The following is a 24,274-nucleotide window of genomic DNA, read 5'->3' as shown; positions in this document are numbered from 1 at the left end:
ACCTTTTTCCTTTGCTAACTGGATACAGGCTCGAAAAGTGCAAATACCTTCTTTCATCGTTGAAGGACTCAACGTCCAAAGACTATCACCCGCAGCTAACTGCCTTTTTGTCAACTTTCGCTCTTTAGATTTCATCCACTGCCGTACCAAATCAGCATTAATATTACCGATAGGGCTATCTAGTAAATGCCCAAAATGACGTGAAATGATATCCACCTTCACCATTACCGTTTTTGGATTTTCATATCGTTTTGTCTCTACATATTCTCCATATAAAAAATCCCTAAGGGAAACACTACTCTCTCCACTTGCGGATGTTCCACGTTGTTTGTCGACGATTTTTATCCCTAGATTATTTCCTGCTTTAACGTGTTGTGCAGCCTTCAGAAGAACTTGAAAATTAGAATTGGTCAAATTGCCAAGCTTTATTGTTTTCAGCGCTGCAGAAAGCGTATCACGCTGCCTTAGATAAACACTCGCGAGAGATTCTCCTATCGCTGTAAGCTTTTCATTTTTCAATGTAAATTCAGACTTGTAAAGCCGAATTGAAAGACCTGCAATCTCATGACTATTTATAGCCAAGTATTTAGAATTCCCCGCCCACCAACTTTCTATGCTCTCGTGGAAAGCAGCTAGTTCTGCAAACGTAAATTGACTATTTAAATACACCTCAAACTCTTGGACAACTTTTAATCTCTTCCTAGTAGAAGAGACTCTGTAACCTAAGTAGGCCAAAAAACTTGATATAGATTGATTGGTAAACGCAATTTTTAATGTCTTATTCATGTGCTATCTCACTTCAATTTGATGAAATTTGATCGCACACCTATCGCACATGATACATGCAAAACAGTGCAAAACCATGCAAAACCCTAAGTTGCCAAAAATGCAAAATGCATTTATTATCAACCACTTAACATGGTTTCACAGGTCAGGTAAATCATTCAGGATCGACTCATAATCGTTAGGTCCACGGTTCAAGTCCGTGAGGGGCCACCACCCGATTCAACGAAAAAGCCCATTGAAAAATGGGCTTTTTTGTATCTAAAAAATTTATCCTGCTAATCACAGTATAATCACCATGCATATACAGCTGGCTCGCTCGCTGACTATTTTATGGCTTCTGCCTATGTATTGTTAGTTAACATCACCATAAAAATAGGCCCTTTGATCAGTGTTTAACCAGCAACACAATCAAAGAGCCTAATTAAAATCAATGCATTAATTCAGTAAATCTCTACGTACTAGGTTTTTAACTTACCTAACTGCTCATGCTGCTGCTTCACTAAGTTTGCGAGAACCACACTGCTTTGCTGTGCTTCGCCCGCAAGACGTGCAAGTTCGGAAGCCGAATCAGAAATGCCGGTGATATTACGATTAACCTCTTCAGTCACTGCGCTCTGCTCTTCTGCGGCGGCGGCAATATGGGTCACTTGACCAGAAATTTCACCAATCTGACTCACCATTGAGTTCAATGAGTTTAACGCTTGCTCTGTTTGAGAGACGGCCATTTGTGCCCGCTCAGCACCTTTATCTATGATGCCAGAAGCACTTTGGACTTCTTTCTGTAGTGCATCAATAAGGGTACTAATGTCGTTCGTCGAGCTTTGAGTCTTAGATGCCAGTGCACGGACTTCATCAGCCACCACAGCAAAGCCCCGTCCCTGCTCGCCGGCCCTTGCCGCTTCAATTGCCGCATTGAGCGCTAACAGGTTAGTTTGCGCAGCAATGGAGCTAATCACCTCAAGGATACGGCTGATGTTCATGCTGCTGTCGGCGACTTTACTCACCGCTAGCTTAGCCTCCATTGACTCCTGAGACATAGTCGCGACGAAATCCATTGCCTTTGTCAGGCTTTCTTCACTGTGACGAATATTGCGCGACATGGCTTCAGTTTCTGCAGCCGTTTGCTCTGATGCCTTAGCAACCTCAAGTGCGGTGGCACTCATTTGGTTCACAGCCGTTACCACACTCTCAATTTCGCCGTACTGGCGGTTCACACTGTCACGGGTGAGCTGGGCAATTTTGGCAGAGGCTTGGCTTTCTTCCTGAGAGCGACTTGCAAGCGTTTTAAGTTCGGCAATCAAATCCTTAAGTTTATAAATAAAGGAGTTAAAACCTTTCGCTAACGCAATCAATTCAGCGTGCGAATCAACCTCAATCGATTGTGTTAAATCGCCATCGGCACTCGCAAGATGTTCCACTCGGCCTTGGATCAGCTTCAAAGGTGAGATAATGCTACGGATCACTAAGCTAATGGTAATTACAGCGGCAATCGATACCACAATCCCCACTATCAGCAGCAAACTGCCTAAAGAGGTCGCCATCTCATCCATATCATTATTAAGCTCAATTGAGCTTTTATAGGCCTGTGCTGTCGGCACTTGGATAACCAAGGACCACTCGGCATTCGCTAGCGGGATCTTAATGGGGTAGGCAACAATAATTTCATCATCGTTAACCATATAGCCGGAATTCTTGTGCAAGGAGATAATTTGCGAGGCGAGAGTTGAATTTATCGACTCAGCTAAGGGGCGCGCCTTTTTACTGTAATGACTGGCTGCAACCACTAAACCGCGGGTGCTCAGCAAAGTGACCTTCGCTTGTCCATCGTAGAGGCTTTTGGATAACTTATCGATAAGGGTTTGAAACACAGGCAAGTTTACATCTACACCGACTACACCGATAAATTGCTTATGTTTAAGCACAGGCACTGTCAAGGAGGTCATTAACGCTTTGTTGCCTGGAGTGATCTCGTATAAGTACGGCTCCATTAAACAGGGCTTTAAGGTTTCTTTACCGCATAAATACCATTCAGCATCGCGGATCCCAAACTCATTTAAGCTAGTGAGGTACTTTTCTGCCGAATCTTCAACTTGGTTATGCTCCACTGTGCCATCGTCATTACGAGTGTAATAAACCTCTAGCGCACCCGATGTCGCCACACTGTGGCTAACATTCACATTCAAAAACTCACTGTCGAGCCCATCATAACCATTAGGTTCGAACTGGGCATACATAGAAGAAACTTGCGCATTCTTCTTTAGTACTGCCGCCACTGCGAGTTCTAAGCGGTCGCGTTTTAAAGGTAATTCATCGGCTGTGCTTTCCAGCATACCCGCAAAAGAAAATGGAATACGATAAGCTTCGTTGATGAATCCAGCGACCATTTCGCCATATTCACCGGCGCGAGCTTCGAGTTTATCCCGCGTTTCAGTTTGTAGGGTATTTTGAACTTGATCAGATAATTGCGCGTTTTGAGCCGACAGTGTCCACCATAAACTGATAGATAAAATAGCCACTATCGATAAAAATAATGCTGATGTAATCCACAACAACTTAGTACTGATGGACAAATGCTTCATCGAGTAAACTCCCAAGAAAACGACAATGGCGTAATTATTTTGATCTCATTCATTTTTATACTTTCTAGCCAGCATTAAAAATAGCACTTAGCGTAAGAATTACCAGCACTTAAGATAAAGATTTGCTAATGAAATGTAAAACTTTAGCATGACAAGATCAAAAAAAGGCCAAATTCAAATAAATGAATTCGGCCTTAAATATCAAACACTATTTCAAATTAAGTCTAAAGTTAGCGTCCCCACAACCAAGCGGCACCACGTACGCCCGATGAAGCGCCATAACAGTTTTTAACAACCGGAGTGTGACACTCACGGCCAACCACATATCGCGGTAAAACTTTTGGCAATTCAGTGTAAATGGCATCGATGTTGGACACTCCGCCGCCAAGGACGATAACATCTGGATCCATCATATTGATCACATGGGCCAATGAGCGGGCTAAACGGTCAATAAAGCGATCAAATGCTTGAGTCGCCAGCGGATCGCCTGCTTGCATCATTTGGGCGATTTCAATACCGCTGTCAGCTACTCCACCTGCTGCGCGAAAATCGCGTACAAAACCCGTCCCTGAGATAAACGTCTCGATGCAGTCTCTGTTACCACAAAAACACGTCGTGGTATTAAATTCATCGGCTTTCATCCAAGGTAAAGGATTATGACCCCACTCACCGCCGATACCATTACCACCATCATGCACTTGGCCTTTGATGGCGATACCTGCACCACATCCAGTACCAATAATGGCGCCAAAGACCACTGACTTGCCAGCAGCTGCGCCATCGACCGCTTCTGATACGGCAAAACAGTTCGCATCATTAGCGATTTTCACCTTACGGTTTAATCGAGCGCCCAGATCCACATCGAGGGGATGGCCATTGATCCACGTTGAATTAGCATTTTTAACTAGGCCAGTAAAAGGAGAAATCACCCCAGGAATACCTATGCCTATTGTGGCGGTTTGTTGCAAGCTCTCTTCGACTTCTGTCACGAGTGCGACTAATGCATCGACTGTCGCAACATATTCTCTTGGCGTTGGGATGCGTTTACGAAACACTTCTTTACCATCGTCATCTAATGCGACTAATTCGATTTTTGTGCCGCCAAGATCGATACCAATTCGTAACATCAACTTACTCCATCTCAATATATTTAACGCAAAGCGGCTCAGTGAAGCTCGGCTCTACTGCCTGATGCCATACACTGTAATTGAAAACTGCCTCAGGTCAAAAACAACATTAGCCCCTGTCAAAATAAAGGCTGTTTATTACAGTAAACAATGAAGGCACAGTCGTCATGTAAACGACCCACTGCGCCTTGGAGTCTTACATTACGGACACTCGACTGACGCCATACTCGCCGTTTTTGGCTTTAAGGTGATATCGCTAAAACTGATATCCACAGCGCCCGATGATGACAATATGAAAGGCGAGATAATTTTACCAAAATCTATCCCCTGCGCCTGATAGCAAGTGAGATCTATGTTTAGTTCACTCCAAGTATCAAGGCTTAACGCGCTTAGTTGAGTGCTGATATCCACATTGGCTCGACAATCGCCTTCGCAGGTCATGCCAACATTAACAGGCGCTGTAATCGATGAACCGACTTTGACTTGTGTGCTGAGCACAGACTCGCTCGCCAGATAAGCCCGTAAGTCTTCAGGGAAGTTCCCCTGCAAACTCACAAAACCAAGCGTTTTACCGTTGAAACTGACATGGCGAGCATCTTCTTGTACTTGTTTATCAAAGGTTTTAATCGTGACAACATCATTCGATTGCACACTGCTGGCTATGGGTTCCATCAAAACCTTGTCACCTTCAACACTGCCAATCAGCATCTTCCAAGGCGCCTTAACGGCACGCTCGAATAACGGCTTCTGGCTGAGTTGCACTTGCTCACTGAAGTTATCTTCGGACAAGCTATTTGATAATAAAGCAGGCGGAGTACTATCAGCCTTATCCGCATAGCTCAGGCCATAGCCATAGGGAAGTAATGGCAAATAATCACTGTCGTGAACATTCACTTGAGTTTGCTGTGGTGTCGACGGCCATGAGAAAGACAATTTACCAGTAAAGTCATACTGAACATCACCATTAGCTTGAGTGAATAACACTTCACTAATCCCTGCTCCTTCAGTGCCAGGCAACCAAGCGGCGACAAAGGCGTCAGAGGCATTAAGCTCAGGATTGACCCACAAAGGTCTGCCGCTAATAAACACAGACACCACAGGAACCCCAGCGGCTTTGAGCTTTTGCAATAAAGCTAAGTCACGCTTATTCCCCCTTTGATATTCAAGATTATCGATATCTCCATTGCCCTCGGCATAGGGCTCTTCACCAAATACCACAATCGCCACATCGGGTTTATTCGCAGTATCAAACTGACCATCAATACTCAGCACAGCGTTACCACCACTGGCAGAAACCGCTTTTGCTATGCCGGCATAAATCGATGTCGCTCCAGGGAAATCTGCATTTTGATTATCTGTACCCTGCCAAGTAATAGACCAACCACCCGATTGCTTGCCAATATTATCGGCGGCATCACCCGCGACGAGTACTTTAGCTTTGGGCGATAGCGGCAGTAAATGCTGATTATTTTTCAATAATACCAATGATTCACGCACCGCTTGGCGCGCAACGTCTCTGTGGCTAGCTTGTCCAATTAACTCGGTTTTACCCGATAAAGGACGCTTAGCTGGACTTGGCTTTTCAAATAATCCCGCCCGAATTTTTACGCGCAGGATACGACTCACTGCATCATCAATCCGCGCTTGGCTGATCAAACCCGACTTAACTTGCGCGATAGTGTTTTCATATAAGGGTTTCCATGCGGCCGTAGGCACCATAAATACGTCTAAGCCCGCATTAACGGCCAGAGGACAGGATTCGTTACTGCAACCTTCAACCTGCCCATGACCATTCCAATCGCCAACGACAAAGCCATCAAAGCCCATGCGAGCCTTAAGTACATCGGTCAATAAATAAGGATTACCGTGATTTTTAGCGCCGTGCCAGCTATTGAATGAGGCCATTACCGTTTGTGCGCCTGCAGTTAACCCGCCGACATAACCTTGGGCATGAATATCAAATAAGGCTTGTTCGGATGCGATATTATCGCCCTGATCATCCCCGCCTTCGGTACCACCATCCCCTAAGAAATGTTTTACAGTAGCGATAACATGCTGATCTGATAAGAAGTCTTTATCATTGCCCCCTTGTAATCCCTCAACAATCGCGTGCGAATAGGATTTAACGATGACAGGATCTTCTGAATACCCCTCGTAGGTTCGTCCCCAGCGGTCATCACGCACCACAGCGACAGTCGGTGCAAATACCCAATCAATCCCCGTCACCATGACTTCTTTGGCGGTGATCGCAGCAATTTGCTGAATAAGCTCAGGATGATGGGCCGCACCTAACCCTATATTATGCGGGAACAGTGTTGCGCCAATCACATTGTTGTGACCATGAACCGCATCCGTGCCCCACATGGTTGGAATACTGATGCCATCGAGCGAGTCATCCATAGAGGCTTGATACATAGCGTCGGCTAAGGCAATCCAATCTGCTGGCGTCGCATGTTTATCTTGGTTCGGGTAAGAACCGCCACCATTCAAATAAGAGCCAAAACCGTATTTGCGCATATCTTCGACCGTGATATCGCGGATCTCTGGTTGGATCATCTGCGCAACTTTCTGCTCTAGCGTCATTTTTGCCAATAAATCTGCGACGCGTTTTTCAACATCTTCGTGATTTTTATGGGGGATAGTTAACTGCGGCCAAATATTAATATCTGTAGACTTACCATTGATACTGTAACCATTGGGGCTATTAGGTGAGCTAGATGCGGCCACATCACTAGGCTTAACAGACTGACTGTCAGCTGCTTTTATCTGCTCTGTTTTGCTGCATCCGCTTAAACTGGCGCAGGTCAGCACAGCCAATAAACTCAAACTAAAGGTTTTGGGTCTCAATGCGATAACGCTCATAATTCTCGCCCTCAAAAAATAAAATGTCTTAATACACACGCCGTGTGCGCATCCATGTGTTTAATCGTCGTGTTTTAATTAATTTAAAATCTTGGTCTTGGGGCATCACAGCCCTTAGCCCCGTAATAGGCGATAAAACCATAACAAAGCAGCGGTAAGATAAAGGCCAATTGGATACCAAAATGATCGGCTAACATACCTTGAAATAAGGGCACAATCGCGCCGCCCACAATCGCCAAACATAAAATGCCTGAACCTTGGCTGGTGTGTTGTTCAAGATTTTGTAATGCCAAGCTGAAAATCGTCGGGAACATAATAGAGTTACATAACCCGACTAACAGTAAGGCCCACATTGCCATAGCCCCCGTACTAAACATGGCTAAGGCCACCAGCAGGCAAGCACAAATCGCATTAAAGGCTAACACTTTGCCGGCCTTGATTTTTTGCATCACGGCCGCGCCAATAAAACGCCCAACCATAGCGCCGCCAAAATAGTAGGCAATGTAATGTGCAGCTTCGGCGTGAGTGTAACCGCCAATATCGGGCTGAACTAGAAAGCTAATCAAAAAACTGCCAATGGCGACTTCGGCCCCCACATACACAAAAATCCCCACGCTACCGAGAACAAGATGCGGAAATTGCCATGCACTGCCCAGCACTTTAGCACTGCTCGCAGGCAGTTTTTTACCTAAAAAAGGCAGCTTTAACAGTATAAAAATCACCGCCAGCACAAATAAACTGGCCGCTAAAATCAAATAGGGAACTTGTACTGTGCTCGCTTGGGCCGCAGTGCTGACTACAAGGTCAGGAGCAGCCTCTCCTGTCATTTGATGTGAAGTCGATAAAATCAACCAACTACCAAAAAACGGGGCAACTGTGGTGCCAAAGGAATTAAACGCTTGGGTCAGAGTGAGTCTTGATGACGCGGTTTTTGCAGGTCCCAGCACGCTGACGTAGGGATTAGCCGCCACTTGCAGAATGGTAATGCCAGAGGCTAAAACAAAAAAAGCGCCTAGGAACATCCAATACGAAGCGAAACTCGCTGAAGGATAAAATAATAAGCAGCCTAAACACGCAATACCAAGCCCAGTGACTATGCCTTTTTGATAACCAATCTTACCCACAAGTGCACCCGCTGGGATTGAGACAATAAAGTAAGCCCCAAAAAAACAAAACTGCACCAACATGGCTTGGGCGTAATTCAGCTCAAACATGTTTTTTAAATAAGGTATTAAGATATCGTTAAGACAAGTAATGAATCCCCACATGAAAAACAACGATGTTAATGCCACTAAAGCGAACCTAAAGTTGCCACTCTGGTGCACACTCGTTGCTGCCTCACTCACCGAACTCGCCTCAGTTTCATTTGCAATAGCCATGTTTGCCCTATTCTCCCCAACCGATTATCTAGATAAAAACGTTTAATCTTCTTAGTCAAAATGGCGTGATTAATTTATCCAAATCACATATTGACCTTTTTATGATTAGTCACTAACCTCGATGTAAGCGCTTTCATTGTTAACATGTCGATAACCAAAGTCAATATTTTTAGTGACAGTCGGCAAGCATCTTTACTCTCTTTATCTTGAACTCTGTGTTTTAAATCGCAGGCATGAATTCAAAAATATAATTAAGTGACTGAATATATGAAAATATCTTTACCAAAGAACTCGATACTCCAAAGCGAAGCGTTTACTTTTGGTGTGGCGACCGCTTCCTTTCAAATCGAAGGTGGCGTGGACTCTCGCCAAACCTGTATTTGGGATACCTTCTGTGCAACACCAGATAAAATTCGTGATGCCTCCAATGGCGATGTCGCCTGCAACCACTTGAATCTATGGCAAGAAGATATCGCCTTAATCGCGTCACTCGGGGTGGATGCCTATCGTTTTTCAATCGCATGGGGGCGGGTATTAAATCAAGATGGCAACATTAATCAGCAAGGAGTTGATTTCTACATTGGCATTCTAGACGAACTAAAACGTAGAAATATCAAAGCATTTGTCACGCTTTACCATTGGGATCTTCCTCAACATATTGAGGATCAAGGCGGCTGGTTAAACCGAGATACCGCTTATATTTTCAAAGACTATGCCGACAAAATAAGCCAAGCCTTCGGCGACCGAGTGTATTCCTACGCCACCTTAAACGAACCCTTTTGTAGCTCATATTTAGGCTATGAGGCAGGCATTCACGCCCCCGGCTTAATGAAAAAAGCCTATGGCCGTCAATCGGCTCACCACCTGTTACTCGCCCACGGTTTAGCGATGCAAGTACTACAAAGGAACAGCCCAAACAGCATGAATGGCATAGTGCTTAACTTCACGCCCTGCTACGCATTAACCCAAAATGCTGCCGATATTCAGGCCGCAAAACAAGCCGATGATTACTTTAACCAGTGGTATATCAAGCCCATTTTCGATGCGGCATACCCAGAGCTTCTCGCGGCATTAGCGCCAGAAGATAGACCGGAAATTCACGACGGCGACCTTGAGATTATCAGTCAACCCATTGACTTTTTAGGGGTCAACTTTTATACCCGCGCCGTATATCAGGCCGATGCCGAACAAGGATTTGTGCAAGTTGATTTACCTGGGGTACCCAAAACCGACATAGGCTGGGAGATCCATCCACAGGCCTTTACCGATTTATTGGTTTATTTAGATCAACTCTATGATTTACCGCCTATTTTCATCACAGAAAATGGCGCCGCCATGGACGATAAATGCATTGATGGGCGTATCGATGACTTCGATAGGCTCAGCTATTACCAGCACCATTTAACCGCAGTAGACAATGCCATAGTACAAGGTGTTAACATTCAGGGTTACTTTGCCTGGAGCTTGATGGATAATTTTGAGTGGGCGGAAGGCTACTTAAAACGTTTTGGCATAGTCTATGTGGATTATGCCAGTCAAACCCGAACAATAAAGGCCAGTGGTCACGCCTACAGCGACTTGATTCGCTCAAGGGCCCACTTAACCAATAACAATAATAAATAAGGCTAAAGCCATGATTAGCATAAAAGAAAAAATAGCCTATGGGCTTGGCGACACTGCCAGCAACATCGTTTTTCAAACCGTTATGCTGTTCCTTACCTTTTTTTACACCGACATTTTTGGCATTTCACCCGCCTTTGTTGGCACTATGTTTCTGCTAGTACGGTTAATTGATGCCGTCACCGATCCTTTAATGGGCGCATTGGCAGATCGCACGAACACGCGTTGGGGTAAATTCAGACCCTATTTACTCTGGTTTGCCCTGCCCTTTGGGATTATCAGTGTATTGGCATTTACGACCCCAGATTTATCTGAAGATGGGAAAATGATTTATGCCTTCGTGACTTACACAGCATTGATGATGGTATATACCGCCATTAATATTCCCTATTGCGCCTTAGGTGGAGTACTGACGGCCGATCCCAAAGAGCGAGTTTCGGTGCAATCCTATCGGTTTGTGTTCGCTATGCTCGGTGGCTTACTTGTCTCAGGACTCACCCTGCCTCTCGTCGAATTTCTCGGTAAAGGTGACCAAGCAAAAGGGTATCAGCTCACGATTCTCGCCATGAGTATCTTAGGCGTTGCCATGTTTTTGGCCTGCTTCTGGGGCACAAAAGAGCGCTTACATCCGCCCGTGGATCAAAATTCCAGCTTTAAACAGGACTTTACCTATCTATTACAAAATGACCAATGGCGAGTGTTATCCGCCGCTGCAGTTTGCCTATTATCCGGCATGGTATTGCGCACTAGCCTCGCCATTTACTACGTAAAATATTTTCTTAACCTGCCAGATATGATCACCCTTTTCATCACCTTAGGCATGGTGGGCAATATTTTTGGCTGCATTCTCGCAGAGCCATTAGCCAAGCGCGTTTGCAAGGTTAAAGCCTATATTGTGTTGCAAATCCTAGCCGCGACCCTGTGTGTACTGCACTTTTTTGTCCCTAAAGATCAAGTCGTTCTCGCCTTCACTCTTTATATTGTCTGGGGATTTACCTTCAATATGGCCACTCCATTACTCTGGGCAAAAATGGCGGATACGGTCGATTATGGTCAATACAAAACCGGCGTGCGTATCACAGGCATGATTTACTCCTCGGTGATTTTCTTTATCAAACTTGGAGTCGCGATTGGCGGTGCAGCGGCAGGATGGTTACTGGCAAGTTATGGTTATCAAGCCGATGTGGTTCAGAGTGAAACGACACTCAATGGCATCTTAATTTCATTTACCCTTTATCCCGCTATCGGCTCAATTCTGGTCGCATTTATCATGCGTCGTTATACGCTAAATAACCAGAAAGTGGATGAAATCCATCTGGAATTAAATAGAGCCACCGAATAAAATTATGCTAATCTTCAAGGCATTGTACTTTTCAGTACCTCTAATTTGAGATGATATGGCCACTATTTACGACGTTTCGGTACTTGCAGGCGTGTCACTTGCGACTGTGTCACGGGTGATGAATAAAAACACCAATGTCAGTGAGAAAACCAAACAAAAGGTATTAGACGCTATGGCTCAGTTGGACTATCGCCCCAATGCGATAGCCCAATCATTAGCGTCCAACTGCTCAAATAGTGTGGGCGTCCTGGTATCACAACTCGATGGCCCATTTTATGGACCTATGATGACTGAAATTGAAGATGCCCTGCGCGATGCGGGTAAGCACGTTATTATTGCCGCGGGTAAAAGCAATGAATCCCTAGAAAAGGATGCGGTGCAATTTTTACTTGATCGCGGCTGTGATGCGTTAATTATCGACGTGGAAGCGGTTTCAGATGACTATCTTATCGATCTCTGTCAGCAGAGCACGCCAATCGTGCTGATTAACCGCTATGTTGCCGCCATACGAGAACGCTGTATTTATCTCGATAACGAGCTTGGCGGTTACCTCGCGACTCAGCATATGTTGTCGTTAGGGCATAAACATATTGCTTATATATCAGGACCTTTATTCAAACTAGATGCTAGGCAGCGCCTGATGGGCCATAAAAAAGCGCTCACTGAATCGGCCATTCCCTATGAGAGTGAGCTGTTCTACGAAGGGACATTTAAAGAGTCGAGTGGTTGCGATGGCATGCGACATTTACTCAGCCTGCAACGGCCGTTTACAGCGGTGATTTGCGCCAATGACCAAATGGCATCGGGTGCGATTTCAACCTGCCTTGAACAAGGGCTTAAGGTGCCCGAAGATTTGTCCTTCATGGGTTATGATAACATCCCGTTTCCCCAGTATATTTCCCCTAAGCTCACCTCTGTCAGCAACCCCATCCATGAAATGGGTAAAATGGCGGCGCTCTGGGTACTAAAACACGTATACAATAAAACCGATGTGGAAATTGTTAGCCGTTTCACCCCATCACTATTTATAAGAAATTCAGCAACTAAGATCATAAATAGTTAAATCACTAAGGAGTAGACTCCCCTAGTCTACTCATATACTTAAGTTGCCCTGATGGGTCGACCCAGTGGGCAAGGCGCTGCATTTTTTCACTAGAACTCAAAGGCAAAAATAAACAGGCCCGACTCAAGCTAAGTATAAAAAACACTCAAAAACAGCAAGAGAAACTCACGCTATATCCCCCCCCGCTTACGCAAAATATCCTCACACTTTATCTATTCACCAAATGGCAAAACGCGCCATTACGAAGTTCATAAAGTAGAGTTAGCATGCTTTCTTTCACAAACAACATCATCAACATGTAACAAAATATAAAACTGGTTTCATTTTAAAACAATGGGTTAGAATAAACTCACTGACAAGAACAGCATAATGTTGCAACAATAAAGCAACTTACCGTTGACTCTGTTGATAATTTAAACTAGCTTCATGTAAGCGCTTACATAAACCTAACTCGAACAAGAATATGAGCAAGCTGTACATAATTTGTTCTACCCAAAAACAAAATCAGAGAGTTGTAGCCTGAATATCTACTCAACGGGGAGATGTAGATGGAACTTAGAACATTTAAAAAAACCAGATTGGCCACTAGCCTTTCGCTAGTCTTAGGCGTGGGCGCTATCATGCCCGCCTATGCCGCCGATACTGACAAAAAAGAAGAAAATATTGAAGTTATTCAAGTAACAGGGATCCGCGGTAGTTTAGTCCGTTCGATGGACGTAAAACGCGGCTCAGAAGGCATTGTTGATGCCATTAACGCCGAAGATATCGGTAAATTCCCCGACAGTAACTTAGCTGAATCGCTACAACGTATTTCTGGCGTATCTATCGACCGTCAAAACGGTGAAGGTAGCCGAGTGTCAGTCCGTGGTTTTGGTGCCGATCAAAACTTAGTGCTGTTAAACGGACGTCAAATGCCCGTCACCACAGGCTCTCGTTCATTCGACTTTGCCAACATAGCGTCAGAAGCCATCAGTGCGGTTGAAGTGGAGAAAACCGCTAAGGCTGAAAATCCAACGGGCGGTATTGGCGCCACGATCAATGTGCTCACCCATAGACCGCTAAGCTCGCCAGGCATGAAAGCCACTTTCGGTGCAAAGGCCGTTGATGACTCATCCACGGATAAAGGCTCTACCACACCAGAGCTTTCTGGCTTGTACTCAAATACCTTTGCCGATGATAAATTTGGGATTTCTATTTCAGGTAGCTATCAAGAAAGGGAAAGTGGTAATCAACAAGCCCAAGTCGGTACCGGTTGGCGCAGCTTCCCAGGTATCGTTGACCAAGATTACAGCGGCCCCAACGCAGAATGGGGCGGCGTTCCTAAAAACGACAATCAAGTCAATCGCCCTGGCGATGATGACGTGTATAGCGTGCCACAAACCACGATTTACCGTTTTGAAGAACAACAACGCAAACGCACCAACGGTCAATTAGTGCTGCAATACGAGCCAATTGATTCGCTGCGCGCAACGCTTGATTACACTTACATGCGTAACGACATCGATACTCAAACGCACGACGTCTCGGCATGGTTTAACTTTGTGCCGTCCCAAGAAAATATTTGGAGTGATGGCCCAGTTTCATCACCACTCGTTTATTCAGAAACCTACGATGAACCCGCCGACCTTTCAATGGCTGCTGGCGATTTCGGTACCCGCGACCAAAGTGGTTCACTGGGTTTTAACTTAGCTTGGGAAGCCAGTGATAATCTGACCTTAAACTTGGATTACCATAACTCCTACGCCGAACGTACGCCTAACAATGTCAATGGCAGTACGAGCAACCTCAGTACTGCCGCCTTTATTCGTACCAGTGCAGCGACCGATTTTAGCGGTGATGTCCCGGTACTCGCCGTTGGGGGGGGGAATGCGGTTCGCCCAGAAGATATGCGCGTGACTGGTTCAACCTTTACCAATGCCGTCAATCGCTCCGAAATTGAACAGCTGCAAATGTCGGGTAAATATGATTTAGCCGAAGCAGGCAGTATCGATTTTGGTATTGCGATGTCAGACGTGAATAACCACTCTCAACAGGTTGATATTCAACGTAACGACTGGGGTGGTGTTGGTGCAGCGGGCGATTTAGATGCTGCTTGGTTTCCAACCAGTTCGGTTATCGATAAATTTGATGGTTCAAAAGGTAATTTCGCAGGTTATAACGGTAATGCATCGACAGATCCACTAAACACTATGTTTCTATGGGACTTTGAAGCGGTTCGTGCCCGTGCAGCAGAACTCTATGCAACGAGCATTGTGGGTGATTGTGGTAATGGCTTCTGCCCTTCTACCGATTACTCCAAAGGCACAGACCGTTTCACTGAAGAAAAATCTCAATCTGCCTATATCCAATACAACTTCGCCAGCGAAATTGCCAACATGCCCTATGATGTGCATTTCGGCTTACGCTACGAAAAAACAGATGTTGAATCGACTTCTGTTGTTTCCTCTTATGATACAGCCACTTGGATTGCAGAGTCTGAAATCGCCCTAACGAGTTCAGTGGATAATAATCGCGTTTATCAAACTCAAAAGGGTGATTACGATTACCTGCTACCCAGCTTCAATTTTAATATTGAAATGCTGGAAGATGTGTTTGTCCGTGCCGCCTTTAGCCAAACGATTGGTCGTCCTGATTACACCTCGATTCAAGGTGGCACCACAGTAGGAACGCTTGCCTATCGCAACGGTGGTAGCGGCTCGGCGGGTAATCCAAGTCTGTTACCACTCGAGTCAACGAACTATGACTTGTCGACAGAATGGTATTACAACGATGCCAGTTACGTCTCAATCGGTTACTTCCGTAAAGATGTGACTAATTTTATCAGCAGTAATCCTGAAAACTCAGACATCTACAACATTCCGGATCCAGCACACGGTAAATATGTTGATGAAGCCATTGCGGCAGGTGCCACCACTGCGATTCAACAACGCCAATGGATTTATGACAAATACGGTGCAACCGACCCGAATGTGAAGATCAATCCTGATAACGGCAATATCGAGATTACCGGTAACCCAGGTGATCCATCGTTAAACTTCCTCATTACTAACCCAACAAACAGTGATTTAAGTAATGTGATTGATGGTTGGGAGTTTTCTATCCAGCACTTCTTTGGTGAGTCAGGATTTGGTATCCAAGCCAACTACACTATGGTGGATGCGGGGGACAGCTATGATAACACTAACTTAGGTCGCCCAGGTGATGCGACCCAGAACGTGATTTTAGGGATCAGCGATACCGCAAACTTGGTCGGTATCTATGAAAACTATGGTTTCTCGGCCCGTATCGCCTATAACTGGCGTGATGAGTTCTTAAACTCAACAGGTCAGGATACTGGATCTAACCCTAAATACACCGAAGCTTATTCGCAGGTGGACTTTAACATAGGCTACGACGTTGAAGCGGTTGAAGGTTTAACCATCTTCATCGAAGGCTTAAACATCACCAATGAAGCCACCCGTGTACACGGTCGTGCGACGGAACAAGTCCTGAACTACACCCAGACGGGTGCGCGTTACAGTATAGGTGCACGTTACACTTTCTAGTCGTACCGATTTAAGAGCAACAGATCTTTACCCTAAGGTCGTATGAGGTATGCCATAGATGCCTCATTTTTATCAGGATGACTGCAGGCTACACGGACGTAGCCGCTCTTTTTAGTCAATATGAGTAAAATAAATACTGGAAATCGCAGTAAAACTATTCAATCCTAACGCAAGCGCTAACCGCGTTAGTGATAACGAAAAAATAAAAGCCTTTTATAAACAACAATAAAAGATTAGGCACTCGATATGCAGCAAGCAACTCACACAGCCATTAATAACATTGTCATTGTCGGTGGCGGCACAGCCGGTTGGATTACCGCTGCCCTTTTGGCCGCCGAGCATAATGTCGATAAAGGCCAGCTTGCGCACTCGCCTAAACTCAATATCACATTAATAGAATCCCCCGATGTGGCCACGATTGGCGTCGGCGAAGGCACTTGGCCATCGATGCGTAACACCTTAGATAAAATCGGCATCAGCGAAACCGAATTTATCCGCCAATGCGACGCGAGTTTCAAGCAAGGCTCACGCTTCATTTACTGGCAGCACGACGATACTGAACATACTAACCCCTTCGGTTCTAACCAATATTTACATCCCTTTAGCCTACCCCATGGTCATCAAGAATTAGACTTGTGCCCTTTTTGGTTGCCTCACAGTGACAAGGTCAGTTTTGCTCAGGCGGTATCCAACCAAGATGCGCTGACTCAGTTAGGGCTAGCGCCTAAAACCATTGCGACGCCTGAATATCATTTTCAAAACAATTACGGCTACCACTTAGATGCGGGAAAATTTAGCCAGTTGTTAATGCAGCATTGCACCGAAAAACTGGGGATAAAGTACATTAGAGATCATGTCACTCAGGTTCAAAGCCTTGATAATGGGGATATCGAAAGCCTTGCGACCAAAGAGCATGGCGTGATCTTAGGCGATATGTTTGTCGATTGTTCTGGCACTAAATCATTGCTGCTGGGCGAGCATTTTAACGTGCCCTTCCTCTGCCAAAAAGCTGTGCTGTTTAACGACAGCGCCTTAGCAATACAAGTCCCCTATGCCGAAGAAAACAGCCCTATCGCCTCATGCACACTCTCAACGGCGCAGCCCAATGGCTGGATCTGGGATATAGGTTTACCGACTCGCAAAGGCGTGGGTTATGTCTATTCATCGGCACATTGTAGCGATGACGAGGCAGAACAAACCTTAAGAGCCTATTTAACCAATGACACATCAACTAATCCTCAATCGGCATCCAGCAACGCAGTTGATAGTCGTAAACAAGAATATCGAAAGCTAAATATCAACCCCGGCTACCATGCAAAATGCTGGCAAAATAACTGTATTGCCATCGGCATGGCGGCAGGCTTTATTGAGCCTTTAGAAGCATCAGCATTGGCTTTAGTGGAATGGACGGCGAATACCTTAGCCACGCAACTGCCAACGCATCGCGGCGTAATGGACACGATTGCCCAGCGAGTGAATGAACGCTACGAGCGCCACTGGCAGCAAATCATCGACTTTTTGAAACTGCATTATGTCGTGAGTCGACGCGAAGTAGATGGCTACTGGCGCGATCACCGAGAGGCCGCATCCATCCCAGAAAGATTACAGCAGCAGCTCGACCTATGGCGTTATCAAGCGCCAAGCAGTCACGATATTAGCTACAAAGAACCCTTATTTCCGGCGGCGAGTTTCCAATATGTGCTTTATGGTATGGGCTTTAATACTGCCCTGCCCACCCATATCAAGCCGTCGCAACAGCAAGTTGCCCAAAGACTTTTTAGCGAGAATCAGCAAAAGATCCATGCATTGAGCCAGAGCCTTCCGAGCAATCGCGACCTATTAAACAAGGTCAGGCAATTTGGTTTTCCTAAGATTTAGCACAAATAACAAAAATAACTCGCGGCAGTGAGAACCAACAAAGGACAAAGGTAACCCTATGAGCCAACACGTATTACTTAACAGCGTAGATCATAAAGATATTAAAATTATCACTGAGCGTAGTGCTAAGTACGGCGATAATGTCTGGTTCAGTGTCACCTTTCCAGCGGAGTTTCGCAGCGTACAGGCGTACTATCCGATTTTTTACCAAAAGGATCAGACCACAGGCCAGTTCTTTGCGGTGGCGCTTTATGGTTTTCAAAATAATGAGAATCTGTTTTTAAATAATGGCACTTGGCAGGCTTCTTATATCCCTCTCACCCAACGTCGTCAGCCATTTCTTATTGGTCAGCAAAGCGTGCGCGAAGACGGTGTCGAGCGCAAACAAAGGGTCATACACCTCGATATGGCGAGCCCAAGAGTCAGCACAACCGAAGGCGAAGCTTTGTTCCATCCCTATGGTGGGAATACGCAATATCTGGATGACATTGGGGATATGTTAGAAGGTATCCACCACGGGCTTATCGACAGTAAGCACTTTATCGATTTGCTTATCGAACATAAGTTGCTGGAATCCTTTACCTTAGATATCAAGCTCGACAATGGCCACCAACATCAAATGATCGGTTTCTATACCATTAATGAAGAATCGCTAGCGGCCCTTTCGGCAGAAGTGCTCGCTCAATTACATGCTAAAAGTTATCTAGAGGCGATTTACATGACCTTGGCCTCACAGGCAAGAGTACGTGACTTGCTTAACCTTAAAAATGCGCAAGGTTAACTAGGTCGCAGCCATGAGTCTTGATGTGATTAAACCTAAAACTAATGTCGTCAAACACCTTGAAAACTGCTCAACCGAGGAGATGCTCACGCTGATTAAAGATGCTGAGCAGCCTTTGGTATTTAAAGGACTTTGCGCAAACTGGCCTTTAGTGAAAGCAGGGCTTGAGTCCAGCGATAGCGCGATGAAGTATCTGGCCCAGTTTTATCAAGGCATGCCCGTCACCGCCTATTATTTAGCGCCAGAACATCAAGGCCGCGTATTTTATAACGACACTTTAGATGGGTTTAATTATCAGGCGGGTAAGTTAGATTTGCGGCAGATTTTCACGCAACTCACAGCGCAGCAAGCCGCCAGTATTTATATGGGCTCAACCGATATTAATCAGTGCTTACCCGGACTTGGCGACGACAATAGTTTCAATCTTGCACCTTTGTCACCGCTCACCAATATCTGGCTTGGCAATCAAACTCGTATCGCTGCCCATTTCGACTTTCCCCATAACTTAGCCTGCAATGTCGTCGGTAGACGCACTTTTACCCTGTTTCCGCCGGAACAAATCAGCAATTTGTATATTGGCCCAATGGAGTTTGCCCCAGGCGGCCAAGACATTAGCTTAGTCAATATGGATAATCCCGATTTTGACCGCTTTCCTAAATTTGCCAAGGCGATGGAAGCCGCGCAGGTCGCCGCACTGGAACCCGGTGATGTGTTATTCATCCCCAGTATGTGGTGGCACCATGTGCGCGGAATGGATGACTTTAATGTTCTCATTACCCATTGGTGGCGAGATACGCCCGGTTATCTTGGTCGCCCCAATAATGCCTTACTGCACGCGATGTTAAGTTTACGCTCCTTACCCAAGGCCCAGCGTCAGGCGTGGAAAGCCTTGTTCGATCACTATATTTTTGACCATGAGGATGACGATCTAGAGCATATTCCTAGTGCTGCCCAAGGTATGCTGACCACCCCACTCGATGAAATCAACGCCCGAAAACTGCGGGCAGATTTAACCAATAAGCTCAAACGTTAGCCCAGTTGAGGATATAAACGATGACAACAGCCATAAAAAGAGTCGTGATAGCGGGTGGCGGAACAGCCGGATGGATGGCAGCTGCGGCGCTGACTAAGTTGATGGGCAAACACTTGGATATAGTGCTGGTCGAATCCGATGAAATTGGTACGGTCGGCGTTGGCGAAGCGACTATTCCCACATTACACATTTTCCATCGATTACTGGGCCTCAAAGAACAAGAGGTCATGGCTGCGACAAATGCGACCTTTAAACTCGGGATCTCCTTTGAAAATTGGCAGGATATCAATAAAAACTACCTGCATTCCTTCGGTTTCTTAGGCAAAGATTGTTGGGCCTGTGGTTTTCAACATTTTTGGCTGAAAGGTAAGCAGCTTGGCATGGTGAGTGAAATAGGCGACTACTGCGCCGAACATCTCGCCGCCCGTCAAGGACGATTTGCCGTACTGCCAAACCAAGATTACAACCATGCTTACCACATGGACGCCAGTCTCTATGCCAAGTACCTTCGAAAAATGGCCGAACAACACGGTATTCACCGTATTGAAGGAAAAATAAAACAGGTATTACAGCATCATGATAGCGGCAATATCAAAGCGCTCGTCTTAGAGAATGACGAAACAATCGAAGGGGATTTGTTTATCGATTGCACCGGCTTTCGCGCACTGCTGATTGAGCAAACGCTTAATACTGGCTTTGAAGATTGGAGCCATTATCTCCCCTGCGACAGTGCGATTGCGGTGCAAACCCAGTCAGTGGGTGCCCCTATTCCCTATACTCGCTCGATTGCCCGCGATTCGGGTTGGCAGTGGCGTATTCCACTGCAAAATCGCACGGGCAATGGCCTGGTCTTTTGCAGCAAATTTATCTCCGATGAGGATGCCACTGAATTGCTCCTCGCTAATCTTGAAGGGGAACCGCTGAATAAGCCTAGGGTCATTAAGTTTAAAACCGGCACCCGTCGCCTGCATTGGCATAAAAACTGTGTTGCCGTCGGGCTGTCCAGCGGCTTTTTAGAGCCACTGGAATCCACCAGCATTCATTTAATCCAACGTAGTATTATTCGATTGATGCAACTATTCCCGTCGGCGGGCATAGTGCAATCCGATATTGATGAGTTTAATCAACAAACTAAACTCGAAATGGACAATATACGCGACTTTATTATCTTGCATTACAAGGCCACGGAACGCGAAGACAGCCGTTTCTGGCGTTATTGCAAAAATATGGACATTCCAGCGTCGCTCAAACATCGAATCGAAATGTTTGCCGACAGCGGCAAAGTCTATAAATACGGTAGTGAACTCTTTGGCGAAAGCTCATGGATCCAAGTGATGATGGGCCAAGGCATAATGCCAAAACACTATCACCCGATAGTCGATGTGATGGACGAGCCTGAACTCGAAGCCTTCTTAAACAACATAAAATCGACCGTTAAGCGTAAGGTAGAAAGCCTACCCGCACACCTCGATTTTATTCAGCACTATTGCCCTGCTGAGGTTTTGACCAACACTAAACCTATGGCAATGTGAGGGACTGGGATGCAAACAATAGATCGCAACGCTGATACGAATAAGTCACAGGTAACTAAGCAACAGGTAACTAAGCCACAGACAATTAAGTCACAGACAGTCAAGCTCACGCCTCAGCTAGTTTATCTTGGCAATGAAAAGACGCCCTTGATTATTATCGATGATGTTGCGGCGGATCTATTGCCAATACGTGAGTGTGCCTACAACCAAGCACACTTTTCTGCCGATAACGGGTCTTTTTACCCCGGCGTGCGTGCCCCCTTGCCGCAGGCCTATGTCACCGATGTACTCAATCTTGTGTACCAACTGATTTATGATGTTTATCAAATCCCTTCGAGCTTAAGCATCAAATTACAGGCATTGTATTTCTCGCTGATCAGCACCCCCGCGAGTGAGCTTAAACCGCTGCAATGCCTGCCGCATTTTGATACTCCATCACCGCACTATTTCGCGCTGTTGCACTATTTAAACGACGGCCCCCATGGCAATACGGCGTTTTTCCGCCATATTCCGACGGGCTTTGAGCGGATAAATGAAGAACGTATGCCAGGCTACTTTAAGTCGGCTCAACCTTTAGTCGATGACATTACTCGCCATCCTTCGGGCTATTGTGTTGAAAGCGACAGTCATTATGAGATTTATCATGAAGTCGAGTATCGCCCGAATCGTTTAGTGATTTATCCCGGTAATTTGCTGCATTCCATCTTAGTGAACCCACAAACCGATATTGATGCCAACCCAAGAACAGGCCGGCTAACGAGCAATATTTTTATCGAGTTTAAAGCCTCAGTGCGCTAACGCAGCGATTCGCAGAGCGTTATATCACTGTTACTGATGCTGACGACTTTAGGTTTAGCTGGGTTTATTGACGTCCCCAAAATCGTTGTTAACACCGCCCAAAGCCTTAAACACACATTAAAATTCATCAATTCATTTGTAACAAAGTCTGTTTTGCCAGTCTCTGCCATTGGTTTGCTTGGGTTATCGCCTTATACTTTTGAGCTCAAATATTAAAACAACAATGTTGGAAGCAAGCGATATGACTATTGGGACTGCTCCGGTAAGTAAAACACATTCATTTATGACTGTGTCTCTTATCGAATTATGGGAACGCTTTGGTTATTACGGCATGCAAGCGCTGATTGTGTACTTTATGGTGCAGCGCCTTGGCTTTGATGACTCACGGGCAAACTTAGTATGGAGTGCCTGTGCGGCGCTCATTTATGTATCACCGGCGATTGGTGGTTGGGTTGGGGATAAGATCCTCGGCACTAAACGCACTATGCTGCTCGGCGCGGGGATTTTGTCTCTGGGTTATGCGCTGATGGCCGTACCCACTGAAAATACGTGGTTTATGTTTTCAGCGCTCGGCGTGATTGTGGTCGGTAACGGCCTGTTCAAACCCAATGCGGGTAACTTAGTTCGTAAAATTTACGAAGGTGACGATTCTAAAATCGACAGTGCGTTTACCATCTATTATATGGCGGTCAACGTCGGCTCGACCTTCTCTATGTTGCTGACGCCTTGGATTAAAGATTATGTCAACGCCCAGTATGGCAACGAGTTTGGCTGGCATGCCGCCTTTGCCGTGTGTTGTATCGGTATATTGGTGGGGTTAGGCAACTATGCACTTATGCGTAAGAGTTTAGTCCATTACGGTTCTGAGCCAGATACTCGCCCAGTGAACAAGAAAAGCCTCGCGATAGTATTAGCTCTGGCCGCGTTGTCAGTAGTCGCTTCGGCCATTATTCTTGAATATGAAGCGGTTGCCCGTGTCTTTGTTTACGCCGCAGGCGTAGCCGTATTAGCAATCTTCTTTCACTTGATCCGCACCAGTGAAACCAGTGAACGAGCGGGACTGATTGCGGCGCTGATCCTCACAGTGCAAACCGTGTTCTTCTTTATCTTCTATCAACAAATGTCGACTTCTCTGGCCCTGTTTGCCCTGCGTAACGTGGACTGGGATTTCCAAATCTTTGGTACCCATTTGTGGACTTGGTCACCGGCCCAGTTCCAAGCATTAAATCCATTATGGATTATGGTGTTAAGTCCAATCTTAGCGTGGAGTTATTCGTGGGCGGGTCGTAATGATAAAGACTTCTCTATCGCGGCAAAATTTGCCTTAGGTTTTGCCGTTGTGGCGATTGGCTTCTTTATCTATGGCTTTGCCGGACAATTCGCCGTCAACGGTAAAACCTCTTCATGGATCATGATCTGGGGCTATGCCTCTTACTCTTTAGGCGAATTGCTGGTGAGTGGTCTTGGTCTTGCTATGATTGCCCGCTACGTACCTGCGCGTATGGGCGGCTTTATGATGGGAGCCTATTTCGTCGCCTCAGGTATTTCACAGTATCTGGGCGGTGTGGTCGCTAACTTCGCCAGTGTGCCAAAAGATTTAGTCGATCCACTGCAAACCTTGCCCGTATACACCAGCCTATTTAATAAATTGGGTATCGCGGCTGTGGTTTGTACCTTTATCGCCCTTGCGGTATTACCGCTAATGCGTCGCCTGACTGAGACTCACCATTCACATAATAATGCTGCTGATCATGATATTAATGAAAGTGCTGCGGCATCGCTACGGGATGTGAAAGCCGAACAGTAATGCTCGACTGACAATAGCGATTTATCTATTGCATAACATCAACTGCCGATAGCCCTGCTATAGGCAGTTTTTTATTAATTCACTTAGTTATATCCTTGTGTTGCAACTCATAACCAAATGAACTGTAGCAAACGTCACCCAA

Annotated in this window: 14 protein-coding genes, 1 tRNA gene and 1 pseudogene; 11 read left to right on the top strand and 5 right to left on the bottom strand. The window is 45.7% G+C overall.

The window, feature by feature from the left end; translation table 11 throughout:
• Positions 1 to 786: pseudogene (locus Q4Q57_RS18740) on the bottom strand (site-specific integrase); the annotation flags it as partial.
• A gap of 134 nt (positions 787 to 920) precedes the next feature.
• On the opposite strand from Q4Q57_RS18740, the gene Q4Q57_RS18735 reads away from it, so the two are divergent.
• Positions 921 to 999: transfer RNA gene (locus Q4Q57_RS18735), tRNA-OTHER, on the top strand.
• 245 nt (positions 1,000 to 1,244) lie between these two features.
• On the opposite strand, the gene Q4Q57_RS18730 is transcribed toward Q4Q57_RS18735, so the two are convergent.
• The 4 genes from Q4Q57_RS18730 to Q4Q57_RS18715 all read right to left on the bottom strand — a co-directional run bounded on the left by Q4Q57_RS18730 (position 1,245) and on the right by Q4Q57_RS18715 (position 8,733).
• Positions 1,245 to 3,365, bottom strand: a complete 2,121-nt coding sequence (locus tag Q4Q57_RS18730; RefSeq protein WP_106649789.1) for a methyl-accepting chemotaxis protein — start codon at positions 3,363 to 3,365, stop codon at positions 1,245 to 1,247.
• 230 nt (positions 3,366 to 3,595) lie between these two features.
• Positions 3,596 to 4,492, bottom strand: a complete 897-nt coding sequence (mak, locus tag Q4Q57_RS18725; protein WP_226058854.1) for a fructokinase — start codon at positions 4,490 to 4,492, stop codon at positions 3,596 to 3,598.
• A gap of 201 nt (positions 4,493 to 4,693) precedes the next feature.
• Positions 4,694 to 7,354 carry an exo 1,3/1,4-beta-D-glucan glucohydrolase gene (locus Q4Q57_RS18720; RefSeq protein WP_311891688.1) on the bottom strand — a complete coding sequence of 887 codons (2,661 nt, stop codon included), beginning with the start codon at positions 7,352 to 7,354 and terminating at the stop codon, positions 4,694 to 4,696.
• Between the two features lie 83 nt (positions 7,355 to 7,437).
• The gene (locus tag Q4Q57_RS18715) at positions 7,438 to 8,733 is read right to left on the bottom strand and encodes a sugar MFS transporter (RefSeq protein ID WP_259481952.1); all 1,296 of its coding nucleotides are present in this window, start codon (positions 8,731 to 8,733) and stop codon (positions 7,438 to 7,440) included.
• 267 nt (positions 8,734 to 9,000) lie between these two features.
• On the opposite strand from Q4Q57_RS18715, the gene Q4Q57_RS18710 reads away from it, so the two are divergent.
• The 10 genes from Q4Q57_RS18710 (at position 9,001) to Q4Q57_RS18665 (ending at position 24,132) form a co-directional block, all read left to right on the top strand.
• The gene (locus Q4Q57_RS18710) at positions 9,001 to 10,356 is read left to right on the top strand and encodes a GH1 family beta-glucosidase (RefSeq protein ID WP_311891687.1); all 1,356 of its coding nucleotides are present in this window, start codon (positions 9,001 to 9,003) and stop codon (positions 10,354 to 10,356) included.
• Positions 10,357 to 10,366: 10 nt separating this feature from the next.
• Positions 10,367 to 11,695: a glycoside-pentoside-hexuronide (GPH):cation symporter gene (locus Q4Q57_RS18705; RefSeq protein WP_311891686.1), complete on the top strand. Its 1,329-nt coding sequence runs from the start codon at positions 10,367 to 10,369 to the stop codon at positions 11,693 to 11,695.
• Between the two features lie 55 nt (positions 11,696 to 11,750).
• The gene (locus Q4Q57_RS18700) at positions 11,751 to 12,758 is read left to right on the top strand and encodes a LacI family DNA-binding transcriptional regulator (protein WP_006080715.1); all 1,008 of its coding nucleotides are present in this window, start codon (positions 11,751 to 11,753) and stop codon (positions 12,756 to 12,758) included.
• Positions 12,759 to 13,306: 548 nt separating this feature from the next.
• Positions 13,307 to 16,303 (top strand): TonB-dependent receptor, encoded by a 2,997-nt coding sequence (locus tag Q4Q57_RS18695; RefSeq protein WP_311891685.1) that lies wholly within the window; start codon positions 13,307 to 13,309, stop codon positions 16,301 to 16,303.
• 246 nt (positions 16,304 to 16,549) lie between these two features.
• Positions 16,550 to 18,181, top strand: coding sequence for a tryptophan halogenase family protein (locus Q4Q57_RS18690; protein ID WP_311891684.1), 1,632 nt, complete (start codon positions 16,550 to 16,552; stop codon positions 18,179 to 18,181).
• A gap of 58 nt (positions 18,182 to 18,239) precedes the next feature.
• Entirely contained in the window at positions 18,240 to 18,962 is a 723-nt protein-coding gene (locus Q4Q57_RS18685; protein WP_311891683.1) for a SapC family protein, read from the top strand.
• A gap of 13 nt (positions 18,963 to 18,975) precedes the next feature.
• Positions 18,976 to 19,995, top strand: coding sequence for a cupin-like domain-containing protein (locus Q4Q57_RS18680; protein ID WP_311891682.1), 1,020 nt, complete (start codon positions 18,976 to 18,978; stop codon positions 19,993 to 19,995).
• A gap of 20 nt (positions 19,996 to 20,015) precedes the next feature.
• Entirely contained in the window at positions 20,016 to 21,527 is a 1,512-nt protein-coding gene (locus Q4Q57_RS18675; RefSeq protein WP_311891681.1) for a tryptophan halogenase family protein, read from the top strand.
• Between the two features lie 9 nt (positions 21,528 to 21,536).
• Positions 21,537 to 22,325 carry a DUF6445 family protein gene (locus tag Q4Q57_RS18670; RefSeq protein ID WP_311891680.1) on the top strand — a complete coding sequence of 263 codons (789 nt, stop codon included), beginning with the start codon at positions 21,537 to 21,539 and terminating at the stop codon, positions 22,323 to 22,325.
• Between the two features lie 241 nt (positions 22,326 to 22,566).
• Positions 22,567 to 24,132, top strand: coding sequence for a peptide MFS transporter (locus Q4Q57_RS18665; protein ID WP_311891679.1), 1,566 nt, complete (start codon positions 22,567 to 22,569; stop codon positions 24,130 to 24,132).
• The last annotated feature ends 142 nt before the right edge of the window (positions 24,133 to 24,274 follow it).

The organism is Shewanella sp. SP2S2-6 (genome assembly GCF_031931965.1).
Classification (GTDB): domain Bacteria; phylum Pseudomonadota; class Gammaproteobacteria; order Enterobacterales; family Shewanellaceae; genus Shewanella; species Shewanella baltica.
This window is presented reverse-complemented; position numbering and strand designations above follow the sequence as displayed.